Source organism: Paraburkholderia sp. BR10141, assembly GCF_056155635.1.
On the sequence record NZ_JBMIQH010000023.1, the window covers coordinates 56,669 to 72,983 of the forward strand.

14 protein-coding genes are annotated in these 16,315 nt (G+C 65.7%); 2 read left to right on the forward strand and 12 right to left on the reverse strand.

Annotation, left to right across the window (positions count from 1 at the left end; genetic code table 11):
- Window positions 1-3: 3 nt before the first annotated feature.
- The gene (locus ACOJB8_RS27725) at window positions 4-1,014 is read left to right on the forward strand and encodes an inorganic phosphate transporter (RefSeq protein ID WP_342945668.1); all 1,011 of its coding nucleotides are present in this window, start codon (window positions 4-6) and stop codon (window positions 1,012-1,014) included.
- A gap of 63 nt (window positions 1,015-1,077) precedes the next feature.
- On the opposite strand, the gene ACOJB8_RS27730 is transcribed toward ACOJB8_RS27725, so the two are convergent.
- The 12 genes from ACOJB8_RS27730 to ACOJB8_RS27785 all read right to left on the reverse strand — a co-directional run bounded on the left by ACOJB8_RS27730 (window position 1,078) and on the right by ACOJB8_RS27785 (window position 14,493).
- Window positions 1,078-1,884, reverse strand: a complete 807-nt coding sequence (locus ACOJB8_RS27730; RefSeq protein WP_342945669.1) for an SDR family oxidoreductase — start codon at window positions 1,882-1,884, stop codon at window positions 1,078-1,080.
- A gap of 136 nt (window positions 1,885-2,020) precedes the next feature.
- The gene (locus tag ACOJB8_RS27735; RefSeq protein ID WP_342945670.1) at window positions 2,021-3,154 is read right to left on the reverse strand and encodes a C40 family peptidase; all 1,134 of its coding nucleotides are present in this window, start codon (window positions 3,152-3,154) and stop codon (window positions 2,021-2,023) included.
- Between the two features lie 235 nt (window positions 3,155-3,389).
- Window positions 3,390-5,231, reverse strand: coding sequence for a PhoH family protein (locus tag ACOJB8_RS27740; RefSeq protein ID WP_069267532.1), 1,842 nt, complete (start codon window positions 5,229-5,231; stop codon window positions 3,390-3,392).
- A 399-nt stretch (window positions 5,232-5,630) separates the two neighbouring features.
- Complete coding sequence (locus tag ACOJB8_RS27745) at window positions 5,631-6,092, reverse strand: peroxiredoxin (protein ID WP_028204906.1); 462 nt, start codon at window positions 6,090-6,092, stop codon at window positions 5,631-5,633.
- A 146-nt stretch (window positions 6,093-6,238) separates the two neighbouring features.
- Complete coding sequence (locus tag ACOJB8_RS27750; RefSeq protein ID WP_475015523.1) at window positions 6,239-7,135, reverse strand: polysaccharide deacetylase family protein; 897 nt, start codon at window positions 7,133-7,135, stop codon at window positions 6,239-6,241.
- 24 nt (window positions 7,136-7,159) lie between these two features.
- Entirely contained in the window at window positions 7,160-8,209 is a 1,050-nt protein-coding gene (locus ACOJB8_RS27755; protein ID WP_069267530.1) for a bifunctional UDP-4-keto-pentose/UDP-xylose synthase, read from the reverse strand.
- A complete protein-coding gene (locus ACOJB8_RS27760; RefSeq protein ID WP_368604210.1) occupies window positions 8,206-9,162 on the reverse strand; it encodes a formyltransferase in 957 nt (318 codons plus the stop codon). Before ACOJB8_RS27760 ends, ACOJB8_RS27755 begins: the two co-directional genes overlap by 4 nt.
- Entirely contained in the window at window positions 9,159-10,265 is a 1,107-nt protein-coding gene (locus ACOJB8_RS27765; protein ID WP_256094951.1) for a glycosyltransferase, read from the reverse strand. Before ACOJB8_RS27765 ends, ACOJB8_RS27760 begins: the two co-directional genes overlap by 4 nt.
- 189 nt (window positions 10,266-10,454) lie before the next feature.
- Window positions 10,455-11,618, reverse strand: coding sequence for a DegT/DnrJ/EryC1/StrS family aminotransferase (locus ACOJB8_RS27770; protein ID WP_475015525.1), 1,164 nt, complete (start codon window positions 11,616-11,618; stop codon window positions 10,455-10,457).
- 140 nt (window positions 11,619-11,758) lie between these two features.
- Window positions 11,759-12,130 (reverse strand): SMR family transporter, encoded by a 372-nt coding sequence (locus tag ACOJB8_RS27775; RefSeq protein ID WP_028204911.1) that lies wholly within the window; start codon window positions 12,128-12,130, stop codon window positions 11,759-11,761.
- A gap of 138 nt (window positions 12,131-12,268) precedes the next feature.
- Window positions 12,269-13,960: a glycosyltransferase family 39 protein gene (locus ACOJB8_RS27780; RefSeq protein WP_342945675.1), complete on the reverse strand. Its 1,692-nt coding sequence runs from the start codon at window positions 13,958-13,960 to the stop codon at window positions 12,269-12,271.
- Between the two features lie 158 nt (window positions 13,961-14,118).
- Window positions 14,119-14,493 (reverse strand): Mth938-like domain-containing protein, encoded by a 375-nt coding sequence (locus tag ACOJB8_RS27785; protein WP_342945676.1) that lies wholly within the window; start codon window positions 14,491-14,493, stop codon window positions 14,119-14,121.
- Window positions 14,494-15,031: 538 nt separating this feature from the next.
- Here ACOJB8_RS27785 and ACOJB8_RS27790 point away from each other — a divergent pair.
- A complete protein-coding gene (locus tag ACOJB8_RS27790; protein WP_069267526.1) occupies window positions 15,032-16,270 on the forward strand; it encodes a pyridoxal phosphate-dependent aminotransferase in 1,239 nt (412 codons plus the stop codon).
- The last annotated feature ends 45 nt before the right edge of the window (window positions 16,271-16,315 follow it).

Sequence of the window (16,315 nt, forward strand, 5' to 3'; positions counted from 1 at the left end):
GCGATGCAATCGATACAACTCGCTCTCTGGGCGGTCGCGACGCTGGTCGCCATCGCTCTCGTCTTCGACTTCATGAACGGCTTTCACGACGCGGCGAATTCCATCGCCACGGTCGTGTCTACGGGCGTTCTGAAGCCGCAGCAGGCGGTGGCTTTTGCCGCCATGTTCAACGTGATCGCCTATTTCGTCTTCCACCTGAAGGTGGCGCAAACGGTAGGCAAGGGCACCATCGACCCCGATATCGTCGACCACTACGTGGTGTTCGGCGCGCTGATGGGCGCGATCGGCTGGAACGTGCTCACCTGGTACTACGGCATTCCGTCGAGTTCGTCGCACGCGCTGATCGGCGGCCTCGTGGGCGCGGCGCTCGCGAAGTCGGGCTGGGCCTCGCTCAACTTCGACGGCCTCATGAAGACCGTGGCGTTCATCTTCATCTCGCCGCTGCTCGGTTTCATCCTCGGTTCATTCTTCATGCTCACGGTGTCGTGGCTGTACTTCCGCACGCCGCCAAGCAAGGTCGACCGGCGCTTCAGGCGCCTGCAGCTGCTTTCCGCTGGCCTCTATAGTCTCGGCCACGGCGGCAACGACGCACAGAAGACCATCGGCATCATCTGGATGCTGCTGATCGCAACGGGCTACTCGGCGATCGGCTCGGACGCGCCGCCCATCTGGGTGATCGGCGGCTGCTATCTGTCGATGGGTCTCGGCACGCTGTTCGGCGGCTGGCGCATCGTGCGCACGATGGGGCAGAAGATCACCAGGCTCAAGCCGGTGGGCGGTTTCTGCGCGGAGGCGGGCGGGGCGCTCACGCTCTTCACGGCTTCGTGGATGGGCATTCCCGTTTCGACCACGCACACGATCACCGGCGCGATTGTCGGCGTTGGCGCGACGCAAAAACTCAGCGCGGTGCGCTGGGGCGTGGCGGGCAACATCGTCTGGGCCTGGGTGCTGACCATACCGGCCTCGGCCACGCTGGCCGCGGCCGCATGGTGGCTCGGTCACCGCTTCATGTAAAAGCTGCGGCGCCTTCGGGCGCCGCAGTGCTTTTGAGGCTACGCCCGCGCGCTGACGCGCGCTTCAGATCAGTGGCGTGCTGGCCCCGTCCATCGGAATGAGCGCGCCGGTGACGTAGCTCGCGCGGCGGCTCGCGAGGAAGAGCGCGACATCGGCAATTTCCTCCGGCTTCGCGTAGCGCCCGAGCGGCACCTTCGATTCGCCGTTCGCCAAGGCCTCTTGCGCACCGACGCCCGTGCGTTGCGCCTCCAGCTGAACGGCCTCCTGCAGCCGCTCCGTGAGCGTGGCGCCGGGGTTGATCGCGTTGATGCGGATGCCATAGCGCGCGTGGTAATGCGCGAGGCCCACGGTCGCGAGCATCAGCGCCGCGTTGGCCGCGCCGCCCGCGATATGGATGTCGCTCGCGAACTTGCCGCCCATGCCGATGATGTTGACGATCGCCCCGGGTTCCATGCTCTCGCCCGACTTGATCCGCTGCACCATGCGGCGCAGCACCTCCTGCTGCGGGTAGATGTAGGGAAAATATTTCGCCTCCATCGTGGCCCTGAACGCGTCCGCATCGAGGGTTTCCGGGTCGTAGCGGCGTGCCGCGCCCGCGCTGTTGACGAGGATATCGATGGGGCCGACCGCGGTGGAGACTTCTTCGACCACGTCGGCCGCGCTGTGCGCCTCGTGCAGGTCCGCGCGCGTGAGGTGCACGTGCAGGCCTTCGCTCGCTAGTTGCTCACGAGCACGCGCGAGATTGGCGGGGTCGCGCGAGACGATCGCCACGCGGGCGCCTTCCTGCGCAAAGGCGCGCGCGCAGGCAAGGCCAATGCCCTTGCTGCCGCCCGTCACGAGTACCACCTTCTTGCTGAGTCCAAGATCCATCGTCGCCTCGCTGCGCGAAAGTATGAAAAACGGTCCCAAAACGATAGCAGAGGCGCGGGGCGCCGCAAACCGCTGCAAGCATGCTCGGCCGTTCGGCCAGGGGCAACGTGCCGCGCAGCGCCGTGGCCGGGTCGCTTCAGTCGCCGCCGTTGGCAAAGCGCGCGATCGGGTCGTCGCTGGACTGGGTCGGGGCGGGCGAGGCCGGGCCGGCCGTCGAGGCGCGCATGATCTGCGCGGCTCCCGCGGCTGGCGACGTCGCCTGGATCGGCGTCGAGCCCACCTGGCCGGCCTGGCGCGCCGCTGCGCTTGCCGTGGGCGGCGGGGGCTCGAAGGCGTCGGCGGCGGCGTCGATGGCGTCGCGCGGGGCGCTGGCGGCGGGGTTGGTAGCGTATGCAGGCGCGTTGTTGGCGGGCGCGGCCGCCGGTGCGAGCGCGCCCGCGTCGCGTGCCTGCGTCTGCGCCGCGCCGAGCGAGGCGGGCGGGGGCTCGAACGCGTCGGCCGGAGCGGCCGTGGAAGCCGTCGGCGTGGTGGCTGGCGTTGTCGGTGGCGTTGCCGCATAGGCCGCCTGCGGTGCGCCGACGACGCGGTTCTGGCTCGCGGCCGCGACTCGCGGCACGGGCTGCGCCGCCGTAGCCGGCGCGACGCTCGCCATTGCGGCAGCCGGTGGCGCGGTGTTCGCGCCAGGCACGCGTTCAGCCGGCGCAGACGCTTCCCAGGTCGGCGTCTCGAAAGGCGTGCGTTTGGGCGGCGCCATGCGGCGGATCCCGTCGAAGCGCTTCGCCCAGTACGGGTTGGTCAGATAGTCGAGTCGCACTGTGCCGCCGGTCGAAGGCGCGTTGACGAAGCGCAGGTTGCCGACATATATCCCGACGTGCGAATGCGGCCGCCCCGTCGTATTGAAGAAGACGAGGTCGCCGGCCGCAATCTCGTCGGGCTCGATCGTTTCGCCGCGCATGCTCATGTCGGCCGTGGTGCGGGGCAAGTCCACCGAGGCCGAGCGCGCGAGCACGTATTTGACGAGACCGCTGCAATCGAAGCCGCTGTCGGGCGTATTGCCGCCCCAGCGATACGGAATGCCGACGAGCCCCATCGCCTGGATCGAGATTTCCTCGCGGCCCACGCTGTGATCGACGAAATTGGGGAAGCCCGCAGGCTTGGTGCGCCACGCGTTTTCGCCGGCGGACGAACCACTGCGCGATACCCTTTGCGGCGCACTGGAGCACGCGGCAAGCAGGACTGCGATCAGAAGCGGAAGCCAGAGTCGACGCATGAAGCGGAGGTGGCGCGCGCGACGCTCGCGCCATCGGGAAAACGGATCATGGGCGGATGGTAGCCCGCCCGTCAGCGCTTTCGCAAGAATTCTTCACAACTTACTTGAAGTTCGTGCGCCAACTGTTGTGCCTGGGGGACGCCTGGGCAATAAAAAAGGACCGTATCCGGTTCCCCGGATACGGTCCTCGCCATCTGCACGGGCGCCCCAGAAAGGCGGCGCCCAAGCGAATGGATTACAGGATATCGGACGCGTAATCGGCAAGCCGCGAGCGTTCGCCGCGTGCGAGCGTCACGTGGCCGCTGTGCGCCCAGCCCTTGAAGCGGTCCACCACGTAGGTGAGGCCGGAGCTGCCTTCGGTCAGATACGGCGTGTCGATCTGCGCGATGTTGCCGAGACACACGATCTTCGTGCCCGGACCCGCGCGCGTGACGAGCGTCTTCATCTGCTTCGGCGTGAGGTTCTGCGCCTCGTCGATGATCAGATACTTGTCCACGAACGTGCGGCCGCGCATGAAGTTCATGCTCTTGACTTTCAGGCGCGAGCGGATCAGTTCCTGGGTCGCGGCGCGCCCCCATTCGCCGGCGGCGTCATCGGTCTTCTGAAGCACTTCGAGGTTGTCGTCGAAGGCGCCCATCCAGGGCTGCATCTTTTCTTCTTCGGTGCCCGGCAGGAAACCGATGTCCTCGCCAACCGGCACGGTCGCGCGCGTGACGATGATCTCGTTGTAGCGCTTCTCGTCGAGCACTTGGGCCAGGCCCGCCGCGAGCGCGACGAGTGTCTTGCCCGTGCCGGCCTGGCCGAGCAGCGTGACGAAGTCGATCTCCGGATTCATCAGCAGGTTCAGCGCAAAGTTCTGCTCGCGGTTGCGCGCCGTGATGCCCCACACATTGTTCTTGTGGTGGCCGTAGTCGCGCAGCGTTTGCAGGAGCGCCGTCTTGCCGTTGAGCTCGCGCACGATCGCGTGGAACGCCGGTTCGCCGTTCTGCGGCTCGAGATAGACGAACTCGTTCACGAGCATCGAGAGGCACTCGGGACCCGTCACGCGGTAATACGTGGTGCCGGTCTTGGTGTCCTGCCAGGACTCCATGCCCTTGGCGTGCTTCGACCAGAAGTCCTGCTGGAGCGCACGCACGCCCGAGTAGAGCAGGTCCTTGTCTTCGAGAACCTGGTCGTTGAAGTAGTCTTCCGCAGGCAGGCCGAGCGCATGAGCCTTGATGCGCATGTTGATGTCTTTCGACACCAGCACGACGAGGCGGTCCGGCCGGTCGCGCTGCAGCGCGCGCACCACGCCGAGGATCTGGTTATCGGCTTTGCCCTGGGGCAGGCCGTCGACCGGATCGATATGCGTGAGCGTGGTCTGGAAGTACAGGCGACCAAGCGCCTCGCGGCTGCCGAGGCGGCCAAGCGAAATGCCTTCCGAGATCGGGCCCGCATTGGCGACCAGCTGGTCGAGCGTGCGGCTCACCTGGCGCGCGTTGCGCGCGACTTCCGACATGCCCTTCTTGTGGTTGTCGAGTTCTTCCAACGTCATCATCGGCAGATAGACGTCGTGTTCCTCGAAACGGAACAGGCAGGTCGGGTCGTGCATCAGCACGTTGGTGTCGAGCACGAAGAGCTTCTGGACTTCGGTGCTCTCTTCGGGATGCACGCGTTTTTTCGTGCCGGCGCGCGTGGCGGGCGCAGCGGCGCCGCCGGACGCTTTTGCCGAGGCGGGTTTGCCGCCGCGCGCAACGGGTGTCTCGTCGGCATCGGTGCGGGCCTCGAGAGGCTGCAGCAGCGCTGCCGTGACTTGCTTGTTGTGGTTGCGCTTGTTGCGCGCGGGCGCCGGTGCGACCGGTTCGAGCGCGGCCAGTTCGGCGCTGGCGCTGGAAAGCGGCACCGTGCGCAAGGTGGTTGCGGCGTTGGCGGCCTGCGTCATCGGCTCGGCAACACTGCCGGGGCCGTATTCTGCAACGTCGGCCGCGTCGTTCTCGCTCGCGGCCTTGCGTGTGCTGCGCGTCGTGCGGGCACGCGCCTTGTATTCTTCGGGCGGCAGCAGGTTGCCGAGCTTGCTGGGGGGAGTAGGCAAAGGCATGGTGTCCCTCGAAAAAATCGGGTCGAGTGGTCGCGGGGTTACCCAGTAAGGCGCGCTTTCGGGCGGTGCGTGCGGGTGCCGGGTAGGCCTCCGCCGTTACTGCGCAAGGTGCGCGCTCATGTCAGAAAATGCCGGTTCGCCTGGTTTTCGATCAGCTCCTTGATGTTTGCGCGCGCCGGGTCGCAAAGCCGGCACGAACGGGGAGAAAAGCGGAAGAGAACAGCATCGAACAAACAAAAAAGCCGCCGCCCCGGATGACGAGGCAAGCGGCTTCACTTCGGTGTTGTCCCGTTGCCTCGGATACGCCCTTCCGGTCATTCCATGACCGGCTGCGAAACCGCCGCAACGCGACGTAAAAAGGGTTGGACAGGCACTCATTGCAGCCCAATATAACGCTCCTCAAAGCGCTTGTACAGCCTCCAGCACTTCATCGACATGGCCCGGGACCTTGATGCCGCGCCACTCCTGGCGCAACACGCCAGTCGCGTCGATGAGGAAGGTCGAGCGTTCGATCCCTCGTACCTGTTTGCCATACATTTTCTTCAATTTGATGACGTCGAAGAGCGTGCACAGCGCTTCGTCGGCATCCGATACCAAGGTAAACGGCAGTTCGAGCTTGGCCTTGAAGTTATCGTGCGAACGCACGCTGTCGCGCGACACGCCCACGATCTGCGCGCCGGCCTTTTTGAACTTCGGATAGAGGTCGCGGAACTGCAGGCCTTCGGTCGTGCAGCCGGGCGTGTTGTCTTTCGGATAGAAGTACAGCACCACCTTGCTGCCCTTCAGGCTCGACAGCGTGAAGTCGCCGCCGGTAGCAGGGGCGGTGAAGTCCGGGACGGGGTGGTCGACTGCGATGGTCACGTCAGGCACGTGGCTCTCCCTTTGTTATTGGCTGGCTTTGCCGCAGCGCACGGCGCCGTTTCGCCGGGACGGCGTGCCGCCCGCGGCGGGCGGTGTTGCGCGGGCGCGGGTCCTGGCAGACACCCCGCGGCGCGCAGGCGGCGGATTCAGTCGGGCTGCACGATCAGCTGGCCGGAGCGGCCGGCGATCTCGCCCCAGGTGACAGGGTACGATGGCAGCGAATCCGGGTCCAGCGTCGCATGGTAGTCGCCCATCGTGGCAAACGTATGGCCTTGTGCGCGCCAGCCGGCGAGCAGCTGTTCGAACACCGGTGCGAGCTTCTGGCCTTCGAGTTCGGAGTGCAGCGTGAAGACCTGATCGTGCGGGTTGTTTTCGGTGCGCTTGAGCATCCACGCCGCGACCGTATCGGTATCGACGCCATCGACACCGAGCACCTCGTCGAGCGTGGGCAGCGTGGTGGGCATCTGCACGTGGTTCAGCGTGCGGCCCGCCACCACCGGACGGTAGGGCGAATGACCGCGCCCGTCGGAGGCGTAGCGCATGCCCCACGTGTCGATCTGCTCGAAGGCGGCTTCGTTCATCTGCCAGCCTGCCGCGCCGTGCGTGACGGGCGGCGTGCCGAAGATCCGCGTGAAGCGGTCGTGGCTCTTCTGCATCTGGCGCGCGGTCCACCGCGCGTCGCGCTTGCGCACGTTGTCCTGCCAGTACACGTGATCCCACGTATGGATGCCGCACTCGAAGCCGGCTTCGTGAATCGCGCGCATTTCCGCCGCGGCTTCCACGCCGATGTCGGGCCCCGGCAGCAGCACGCCGTACATCAGCTGCTTCACGCCGTAGTGCTCGACCACCGACGTGCGCGAGACCTTCTTGAGAAAGCCAGGTCGCAACACGCGACGCAGCGCCCAGCCCGTGTGATCGGGGCCGAGGCTGAACAGGAACGTGGCGCGCGCCTTGTAGCGGTCGAAGATGCGCGCGAGATTCGGCACGCCTTCGCGGGTACCGCGCAGCGTGTCGACGTCGATTTTCAGGACGATGCGGGCCAAGAGGCGATGACCTTTCTCTAACGCTTAATGTTGCTCGACGAGCGCACGCGCTTCGGCGACATGGCCGCGGTATGCTTCGAAGATCTTGCGCAGCGCTTCGTCGAAGGTCGACTTCGGCGCCCAGCCGAGTTCCTGCTTCGTGTTGTCGATCTTCGGCACGCGGTTCTGCACGTCCTGGTAGCCCGCGCCGTAGTACGCGCCCGACGACGTTTCGACCAACTGCACCTTCTTGGCCGTTTCCGCGTATTCCGGGAATTCGGCGGCGAGCGCGAGCATCTTATGCGCGAGTTCGCGCACCGAGAAGTTGTTGGTCGGGTTGCCGATGTTGTAGATCTTGCCCGTGGCGACGCCGTCCTTGTTCTCGATGATCTTCATCAGCGCCGCGATGCCGTCGTCGATGTCGGTGAACGCGCGCTTTTGCGCGCCGCCATCCACGAGGCTGATGTTCTCGCCGCGCACGATGTGGCCGAGGAACTGCGTCACGACGCGCGACGAACCTTCCTTCGGCGTGTAGATCGAGTCGAGGCCCGGGCCGATCCAGTTGAACGGACGGAACAGCGTGAAATTCAGGCCTTCCATACCGTAGCCCCAGATCACGCGGTCCATCAGCTGCTTCGAGCACGCGTAGATCCAGCGCGGCTTGTTGATCGGGCCGTAGGTCAGGGCGGACGCATCCGGGTCGAACTGCTCGTCCGAGCACATGCCATAGACTTCCGATGTCGACGGGAAGACGAGGTGCTTGCGGTACTTCACGGCCGAACGCACGATCGGCAGGTTCGCTTCGAAGTCGAGCTCGAACACGCGCAGCGGCTGCTGCACGTAGGTGGCGGGCGTCGCGATGGCGACCAGCGGCAGGATCACGTCGCACTTCTTGACGTGGTACTCGACCCACTCCTTGTTGATCGTGATGTCGCCTTCGAAGAAGTGCATCCGCTCATGCTTGACGAGGTCGCCGAGGCGATCCGTCTGCATGTCCATGCCGAACACTTCCCAGTTCGTGCTTTCGAGGATGCGCTTGGAGAGGTGGTGGCCGATAAAGCCGTTCACACCCAGGATCAGAACTTTTTTGGTCATGGACGGGGGACAGATGAAATGAGTTCGGAGAACGCGGCGGGGCTGATGACGGTCTCCTGACCGTTATGCTGATGCCGCAGTTCGTGGATCGCGATGGCGCGTGCGTCGCCGCAAACGGCGAAAAGCGCATTATCGCTTACGTGGATGCCCACGGGCAATCCGGCGAGGGGGCGGACCCTTTCGGCGTCTTGCGAGCCGGGGCGCACGAGACGCGCGCGGGCAATCACGAAACGTTCGTTGCCGATGTCGGTGAACGCGCCCGGATAGGGCGGCGCGACGGCGCGGATCAGGTTGTACACGTGCTGCGCGCTCTCGCCGAAGTCGATGCGGCCGTCTTCCGGCTTGCGCCCACCGTAGTAGCTGCCCTTCGTGAGATCGTTCGGCAGATGCGGCGCTTCGCCCGCGATAAGCGCGGGCAGCACGCGCCAAAGCGTCTGCTCGGCCGCGACCGTCACCTTGTCGAAGACCTGCGCGGCGGTGTCGTCGGGCAGGATCGGCACCGGGGTTTGGGCGACGATCGCGCCCGCGTCGGGCTTCGCGCCCATTTCGTGCAGCGTGGCGCCCGTTTCGGTTTCGCCGTTGAGCACGGCCCAGTTCGTGGGCACGCGGCCGCGGTATTTCGGCAGGAGCGAGCCGTGCACGTTGTACGCGCCGCGCCCGGCGAGGGCGAGCAGGTCCACGGGCAGCATGTGCCGGTAGTAGAACGAGAAGATGAAGTCCGGGCGCGCTGCCGAAACGGCCGCGCGCAACTCGGCGCTCTTCGGGTCGGCGGGCGTGACGACTTCGATGCCATGCTCCTCGGCCACCGACTTCACGCTGCCGAACCAGATGTTTTCGGTCGGGCTGTCTTCATGCGTGACGACGAGCGCAACGTCGACGCCGCCCGCGAGCAACACCTGCAGACAGCGCACGCCCACGTTGTGATACGCGAACACAACGGCGCGCGGTTTCATTGGCCGGCTCCTTCGTTGGCCGCGTTCGTGGTGGCCGGCCTTGCAGCCGCACCCGCCGCTCGCGCGGGTTCAGCCGGTTGCGCGAAGGCGGCCGCCTGCATGAAATCCTGGCGCGGCGTATCGACGACGGCGCGGCCATTGCGCTCCTCGAGGATCGTCTGGATCAGGTAACGCGGACGCGCACGCACCTGCTGGTAGATGCGGCCGATGTACTCGCCGAGCAGCCCGAGCGCGAAGATGATCACGCCGAGCAGGAAGAACGTGATGGCGAAGAGCGTGAACACGCCTTGCACTTCCGCGCCGAGGACGAAGCGGCGAATCAGCAGCAGCAGGAAGAGGCCTGCCGAGCCGAGCGAGAGGATCACGCCGATGAACGAAAGCCATTGCAGCGGCACGACGGAGAAGCCCGTCACGAGGTCGAAATTCAGGCGAATGAGGCTGTAGAGCGAGTACTTCGATTCGCCCGCGAAGCGCTCCTCGTGCGCGACCTCCACCTCGACCGGGTTCTGCGAGAACGTGTACGCGAGCGCCGGGATGAAGGTGTTGATTTCGCCGCAGCGGTTGATCGTGTCGATGATGCGGCGGTTGTACGCGCGCAGCATGCAGCCCTGATCGGTCATCTTGATGCGCGTGATGCGCTCGCGCAGACGGTTCATCGCCTGCGAGGCCTTGCGCCGCCAGAGGCTGTCCTGGCGCTGCTTGCGGATGGTGCCGACGTAGTCGTAGCCCTCGCGCATCTTCTCGACGAGCTTGCCAATTTCCTCGGGCGGATTCTGCAGATCGGCGTCGAGCGTGATGACGATCTCGCCGCGGGCCTGCTCGAAGCCCGCGAGAATCGCCATGTGCTGGCCGTAGTTGCCGTTGAGCAGGATCGCGCGCGTGGTATCGGGCCGCGCGCGGAACTGCTCCGCGAGCATCGCGGCCGAGCGGTCGCGGCTACCGTCGTTGATGAAGATCACTTCGTACGAGGTGCCGAGCTTGTCGAGCGCCGGATACAGGCGCGCGAACAGCTCGGGAAGGCCAGCTTCCTCGTTGTAGACCGGAATGATGACCGAGACTTCCGGCGTGTCCGGGGTCAAGGTGCCTTGTTCCGTTTGACTCATGTGTGCGTCGATTCCGTTATTGGATGCTGCGGTTTGCTGCATGCGCAAATCGGCGGCGCATGCGCCGCGCCGTCCGCCTGCGTTTCCCCTGTGTCGACCCGAGTTGGCGCTGTAGCGCTGCCACGGGTCCCATGCCCGTCAGAGCGGCGTTATCCCGTCCCCGACTTCCGTTACTGCCTGTTTTGCCAACTACTTCGCAAACTTCGCGCAAATCTCGTTCACTGCGCTGCACACGCGCGCCACGTCGGCTTCGGTCATCTGCGTGAAGAGCGGCAGCGTGACCGTGCTCGCACCGAAGCGCTCCGCGTGCGGGAACATGCCCGCCTTGAAACCACGCTCGCGGTAGAGCGTGAAGAGGTGGATGGCCGGGTAATGCACGCCCGAGCCGATGCCGCGCTCCTTGAGTTCGCCCATGAAACCGGCGCGGTCGATCGCGAGCGTGTCGAGCGGCAGCGTGATCTGGAACATGTGCCAGTTGCTGTTGGCGAAATCGGCGAACGGCAGGCCGACGCCGAGCTTAACCGCCGCGCCGCCTTCGAAGCCCGCGAAGTAAGCCCGCGCAAGCTCGCGGCGCTGCCGGATGAAACGCTCGATGTGCTTGAGCTGGCCGAGCCCGACGCGCGCCGCCACATCCGTGAGATTGTACTTGCCGCCGAGCACGTCGCAGTCCATGCCGTCGAAGCCCGTGCGCGTAATGCCCTGGAGACGGTATTTCTGCGCGAGCACGGCCTCGGCTTCGTCGTTGAGGACGAGCGCGCCGCCTTCGATCGACGTGAGGTTCTTGTTGGCGTGGAAGCTGAACGAGACGATGTCGCCGATCGCGCCGATGCGCTTGCCGTTCCAGCTCGAGCCGAACGCCTGCGCGGCGTCCTCGATTACGCGCAGCTTGTGCTGGCGGGCGATCGCGTAGAGCCGGTCCATGTCGACGGGCAGGCCCGAGAGAAAGACCGGGATGATGGCTTTGGTCTTCGGCGTGATGGCGGCTTCGAGCTTGTCGAGGTCGATGTTGCGCGTGACGGGATCGATGTCGGCGAACACCGGCGTCGCGCCCACCTCGTAGATCACGTTGCTCGTGGAAACCCACGACGCGGGCGTCGTGATGACTTCGTCGCCGGGACCCACGCCGGCAAGGCGCAAACCGATTTCGAGCGTCGCCGTGCCCGAGTTGAAAGTGCGCACCGGACGGCCGCCGCAATACTCCGAGAGCGCCGCTTCGAACGCCTGGTTCTGCGGGCCGGTCGTGATCCAGCCCGAGCGCAGCACGTCGGCGACGCCCTGGATGGTTTCCTCGTCGATTTCGGGACGCACGAACGGCAGGAACGGAAGGGTCGACTGCGGGGATGACTGGGTCATGAGTGCTTTGCTCTTTGCTCGTCAGAAAGTGGGGCCGGGCGGCAAGGCCGCCGCGGCGCATCTTACGAAATACTTATATGGGCGCAATATGCCGCGCTGCAAGCGGCCTCGCCACGCGCGCCACAGCGCGCCGCGGCGCGTCAGCTGCGCGCCAGCACGAACACGCCGATCAGGATGATGCCGATGCCCACGAGCCGCTGCACGCTCAGCACCTCGCCGAACAGATACCACGCCGCGAACGCGTTGACCACGTAGCCGAGCGAGAGCATCGGGTAGGCGATCGAGACGTCCACGCGCGAGAGCCCGACGATCCACACGACCACGCTGAACACGTAGCAGGTGAGGCCGCCGAGAATCGGCACTTGCGTCGCGAGCTTCAGGCCAATGGGCAAGATGTTCGCACGGCTGAATTCGAAGTGTCCAACGGCATTGACACCCGCTTTCAGCAACAGTTGCGCGCAGGCGTTGAGGCCGACGCCGGCGAGGATGCAGATGAGGGAAATCGGATTCATCGGAAAGGGTGGTTCAACGGGTTGTCGGGTTGGGGCGGGAGCCCGGGCCAAGGCGCGCAGGGCGGCCGGCCCGGGTAGGCCGAACCGGCGCGGCGCGGCCCGATTATCGCCCATGCGTCAATCGGGGCCAGGAAGCGCTCAGGATTGCGGCTTTTCAACGATCACGCGCCGCGCGTCGCGCGCGACAACCTGCATCGGCAGGCCCTGCGCGGCCAGCTCTTCGTAGCGCTTCACGGGAAGCAGCGCGAGCGCATAGCGGTCGGACTTCCAGCGCGCCTCCCAGTCGGCAATGGTCGGCACCCATTTTTGCGGCTCCTCGGAGATGCCGAACGCCAGCTCGTCGGTGACCTCGACCATCGTCATCGTATGGCGCACGTAGAAAGGCATCGTATGGTCGAGTACGCCCACCGAGTAGAACGGCGTGTCGGGCGGCAGCTTCGCAATGGCGGCGCGCACAGCGGGCGCGAGCGGCGCGCCGGAACTCAGCGTGCCGAACACGTCGTGGCCCGTGCCCGCAATGGTCGCGAGCAGCAGCCACGCGGTGCCGAGCGCAACGGCTGGCGCGCGCGCACCGGTTTCGGGCGTGCGTTTCGCGCGGTTCAGGCGCAGGCCGACCATGGTGACGACGAAGGCCACCGCGGCCGCGGCGAACACCCAGACCTGGAACTCGCGGTAGAGCGCGTTGGGATTGCGCGCGTCGCCAAGCCGCGTGAGCACGAACGAGCCCGCCATCAGCGCGACGGCGAACACCGCGTAGCCCGCGAGGTGCTTGTTCCACTGGGCGCGCGTCATGACCGGCAGATACATGCCGATGATGAGCGCCACGGGCGGCGCGATCGGCAGGACGTAGGAGACGAGCTTCGAGTGCGAGGCGCTGAAGAACAGGAAAATGAACACCGTCCACACGAGCATCAGCATGACGGGCGAGAACCCGTTGGGCTGGCGCGGCGCGCGCAGCGCATGGCGCACGCTCTGCACGCTCACCGAAAGCCACGGCAGGAAGCCCACCAGCATGACCGGCACGAAGTAGTAGAACGGGCCGGGGCGGTTCTGCGCGGGCGTGAGGTAGCGCTGGAACTGCTGGACGATGAAGAAGAAGTTGAAGAACTCGGGATTGCGCTGCTGCACGAGGATGAACCACGGCGACACGATCGCGAAGAAGACGATCAGACCGCTCACGAGATAGAGGCGCTTCCAGAGCGCCCAGTCGCGCGAAATCGCCGTATAGAGCACCAGCACGGCGCCTGGCAGGATCAGGCCGACGAGGCCCTTGGACAGCACCGCCATCGCCATGGCGGCCCAGCACACCCACATCCACAGGCGCGCGTTCGCCTTGGGCAGGGTCGGGCGCTGGGCGAGCAGCAGCGCGCACAGCGTGAGCTGCATCCAGAATGCCAGGCCCATGTCGAGCGTGTTGAAGTGGCCCATCAGGTTCCAGTACGGCGCGCAGGCGAGCACGACCGCGGCGAAGAAGCCCGTGGCGGCGTTGAACACGCGCGCGCCGGTGAAGCCGATCAGCAGCACGCCCGCGAAGCCGGTGAGCGCCGTGTAGAGGCGCGCCTGCCACTCGCCGATGCCGAACCACGCGAACGTGAGCGCGTTCATCCAGGTTTGCAGCGGCGGCTTTTCGAAGTACTTGTAGTCGTTGTAGCGCGGCGTGATCCAGTCGCCGCTCGCGAGCATTTCGCGCGCCATTTCGGCGTAGCGGCCTTCGTCGCTCGGCAGCAGGTGGCGCCAGCCGAGCGGCAGGAACCAGATCACGGCGAGGGCGAGGATCAGGAGCAGGATCGCGCTGCGGTTGAGCGGTAGCCTCGATGGCGTATCGTTCATGGGTTTCAGCCTGTTCTTGTTGCAGTCGTTGCGGTCGGGGTGCGAAGCGCGCGCTGGCCGCGCGCGGTGTGCGGCCGGGTCCGGGGCGCGCGCTACGCACACGGCGCGCAAGTGTACTACGCCGCCGCGCGGCGACCTGATGGCAAGCTTAAGGCGCGTCAGCTTTCGATCAGAAGCGCGGCCGCCACACGGCGGCCTTCGGCCATGAGGATGTTGTAGGTGCGGCAGGCGGCCTTGAAGTCCATCGCCTCCACACCGATGCGCTTCCTGGCGAGCGCCGCGGTCAGGCGCGGATGCGGAAAGCGCAACCGCTCCCCGCTGCCGAAGACGACCACTTCGGGGTTCAGCGGCACAAGCAGCTCGAAGAGTTCAGGCGTGAGGGCGTCGAACGACTGCACCGGCCAGAGGGTGACCGGCGATTCGGGCATCACGATGATGCTGCCCGTATGGCGTTCGAGGTTCACTTCGACGTAGTCGGCGCCGTAACCGGTCACGGTGTTCAGCGCGGCGCTGGAGTCCTGATGTAGTTTCAAAACGGGGTTCCGGGGTAAGGGCAGGTCGGGTGCGCAAGCGAGAGGGCGCATATCCTGTGCCGCCGCCGGCCTCGGCGAACCGCCTTGCAGCCCGCCGTGTCACCCGCTTCGCGACCCGCCTCGTGGCCGATTGCGCATTGCGGAAGTTGGTCAAAATCCGCTAAATTATAGCTTTTTAGCCGCCGCTGCGGCGGCGCCCGCGGGTAGACCGCGCCGGCAGGCCGCTACGCGCGCCATCCGCGCATCGGGCGAGGGCAGCCACAAGCTGCTGGGGCGGTTTTGGTGTAGTCGGGTTGGCCAGCGCACCGTTTGCGAAGCGTCGCGCGTGCGCCCGGTGCTCCCCACGCAATCGTGCACGGCTTTTGTCCCGCCGGGGGCGCCCCTCCGGCTCCCTTGCATGTCCTGTCCACCAAGGCGCCATCCGCCGGCCGGTCGACGGCATTTCAGCCTGTTCCAGCCCTTTTACCGCGTCTTACTCGCCTTCGACGCCCTGACTGATTCTCTGACCGCTTTACTGACCGATAACCGATAGCCCGCCGTGAAACCGATTCTCAAATCCAACAAGCTGCAGAACGTTTGCTACGACATCCGCGGGCCGGTGCTCGAGCACGCGAAGCGCCTCGAAGAAGAAGGCCATCGCATCATCAAGCTGAACATCGGCAATCTCGCGCCGTTCGGTTTCGACGCGCCCGACGAAGTCATTCAGGACATGATCCTGAACCTGCCGGGCTCCTCGGGCTATTCGGATTCGAAGGGCGTGTTCGCCGCGCGCAAGGCGATCATGCATTACGCGCAGCAAAAGGGCATCAAGGGCGTCGAGCTCGACGACATCTACATCGGTAACGGCGCGTCCGAACTGATCGTGATGGCCATGCAGGCGCTCCTGAACGACGGCGACGAAGTGCTGCTGCCCGCGCCCGACTATCCGCTGTGGACGGCGGCGGTGAGCCTTTCGGGCGGCACGCCCGTGCACTACATCTGCGACGAGTCGAACGCGTGGATGCCCGACCTCGACGACATCCGCTCGAAGATCACGCCGAACACGCGCGCGATCGTCGTCATCAACCCGAACAACCCGACCGGCGCGCTTTATTCGGACGACCTGCTGCGCGGGCTCGTTGCGATCGCGCGCGAGCACGGCCTGATCCTGTTCGCCGACGAGGTCTACGACAAGATCATCTACGACGGCAAGACGCACACGGCGCTCGGCTCGCTCTCGGAAGACGTGATCACCGTCACGCTCAACAGCCTGTCGAAGAGCTATCGCGCGTGCGGCTACCGCGCGGGCTGGATGTTCCTCTCGGGCATGACGGGGGAAAACCGCCGTCGCTCGAAGGACTACACGGAAGGTCTCGGCATTCTCGCCTCGATGCGCCTGTGCGCGAACGTGCCGGGCCAGTACGCGATCCAGACGGCGCTGGGCGGCTACCAGAGCATCAACGAGCTGATCCAGCCGGGCGGTCGCCTCTATCGCCAGCGCGAACTGGCGTACAACATGCTCACGGCCATTCCGGGCGTGACCTGCGTGAAGCCGGAAGCGGCGCTCTACATGTTCCCGCGCCTCGACCCGAAGCTCTATCCGATCGAGAACGACCAGCAGTTCATCCTCGATCTGCTCTTGCAGGAGCGCGTGCTGCTCGTGCAGGGCACGGGCTTCAACTGGAAGCAGCCGGACCACTTCCGCGTGGTGTTCCTGCCGAACGTCGACGACCTGACCGATTCGATCAACCGCATCGCGCGCTTCCTCGACGGTTATCGTCAGCGGCACGGCACCTGAGCCAGTCACACGCATCCCCTTTTCAAACACTTGGACGAACACACG

Excerpts from the sequence above, each read along its gene's own strand:
- ACOJB8_RS27780 (WP_342945675.1), bottom strand. The coding sequence starts at position 13,960 with ATGAACGATACGCCATCGAGGCTACCGCTCAACCGCAGCGCGATCCTG.
- ACOJB8_RS27735 (WP_342945670.1), bottom strand. The coding sequence starts at position 3,154 with ATGCGTCGACTCTGGCTTCCGCTTCTGATCGCAGTCCTGCTTGCCGCG.
- ACOJB8_RS27775 (WP_028204911.1), bottom strand. The coding sequence starts at position 12,130 with ATGAATCCGATTTCCCTCATCTGCATCCTCGCCGGCGTCGGCCTCAAC.
- ACOJB8_RS27760 (WP_368604210.1), bottom strand. The coding sequence starts at position 9,162 with ATGAAACCGCGCGCCGTTGTGTTCGCGTATCACAACGTGGGCGTGCGC.
- ACOJB8_RS27755 (WP_069267530.1), bottom strand. The coding sequence starts at position 8,209 with ATGACCAAAAAAGTTCTGATCCTGGGTGTGAACGGCTTTATCGGCCAC.
- ACOJB8_RS27740 (WP_069267532.1), bottom strand. The coding sequence starts at position 5,231 with ATGCCTTTGCCTACTCCCCCCAGCAAGCTCGGCAACCTGCTGCCGCCC.
- ACOJB8_RS27765 (WP_256094951.1), bottom strand. The coding sequence starts at position 10,265 with ATGAGTCAAACGGAACAAGGCACCTTGACCCCGGACACGCCGGAAGTC.
- ACOJB8_RS27770 (WP_475015525.1), bottom strand. The coding sequence starts at position 11,618 with ATGACCCAGTCATCCCCGCAGTCGACCCTTCCGTTCCTGCCGTTCGTG.
- ACOJB8_RS27730 (WP_342945669.1), bottom strand. The coding sequence starts at position 1,884 with ATGGATCTTGGACTCAGCAAGAAGGTGGTACTCGTGACGGGCGGCAGC.
- ACOJB8_RS27725 (WP_342945668.1), top strand. The coding sequence starts at position 4 with ATGCAATCGATACAACTCGCTCTCTGGGCGGTCGCGACGCTGGTCGCC.